Origin of the sequence: Kitasatospora putterlickiae (assembly GCF_039527695.1) — a bacterium.
Taxonomy (GTDB): Bacteria; Actinomycetota; Actinomycetes; order Streptomycetales; family Streptomycetaceae; genus Kitasatospora; species Kitasatospora putterlickiae.
Window position 1 is genome coordinate 1 of sequence record NZ_BAAAKJ010000478.1, and the last position, 817, is coordinate 817.

2 pseudogenes are annotated in these 817 nt (G+C 78.3%); one reads left to right on the forward strand and one right to left on the reverse strand.

The features are described from left to right. Positions 1 to 205 (forward strand): annotated as a pseudogene (locus ABD308_RS37335) (hypothetical protein); the annotation flags it as partial. Positions 206 to 325: 120 nt separating this feature from the next. Here the strand turns inward: ABD308_RS37335 and ABD308_RS37340 are convergent. Further along, positions 326 to 817 (reverse strand): annotated as a pseudogene (locus tag ABD308_RS37340) (hypothetical protein); the annotation flags it as partial.

Genomic DNA, 817 nt, shown 5'->3' on the forward strand with positions numbered 1-817 from the left:
GGAGGGCAGGGCGCGGCGCGAGCTGCCGGACGCCGGGGCGTTCGCCGTCGGCGACCAGCTCGCGGTGGTCGGGCACGACCTGGTGGCGGCGCTGGCCGTGCTGCCCGGGGAGGCCGTGGTGGCGCTGGCGGACGGGCCGGCGACGGCGGAGGCGCTGCGGGCGCACGCCCTGGGGTGGCTCGCGCAGACCGCGGCGGCCGTCTGACCGCTCCCGGCGGCACCCGGCACCTCGGCGGCACCTGTCACCAGGGACGGAAAGGCGAGGGGCCGACCGGATCGGTAACCCCTTGATCCGGTCGGCCCCCGGGCCCGTCTGGTGGTCGGCTCAGATGCTGGCCACCACCCGGTCGGCGAGCACGTAGACGGTGTCCTCGTCGGTGGAGAAGGTCAGCGAGTAGGAGCCGGAGAACCGGGAGCCGCCGAGCAGCCGGACGTTCTCGCCGGCCCGGACCGCGTCGATCAGCCGGTACGCGGCCTCGCGGTCGCCCGGGGCCACGCAGAGCGTGGTGCCGTCGGCGAAGGCGTAGACGTCCAGGGTGCCGAGCGGGCCGGGGCGGACGTCGATCAGGGCGGTGCCCTCCTCGGCGAGCGAGGTCAGCCGGGTGTCGGTCCACTCCCGGGACGGCGTCTGGCTGGGGACGAAGTCGGGGTGCGAGGGGTGGCGGCGCGGGTCGGGCGCGGCGATCGGGGCCTCCTCGACGGCGGCCTCGGCGTCCAGCAGCCCGGCCTCCAGGCCGGTGGCCAGCAGGTCGGCCTCGCGGCGGGCCCGGGCGTCGCCGGTGCCCTCGGCGGCCGGGGCGCCGGCCGGGTGTCCGGG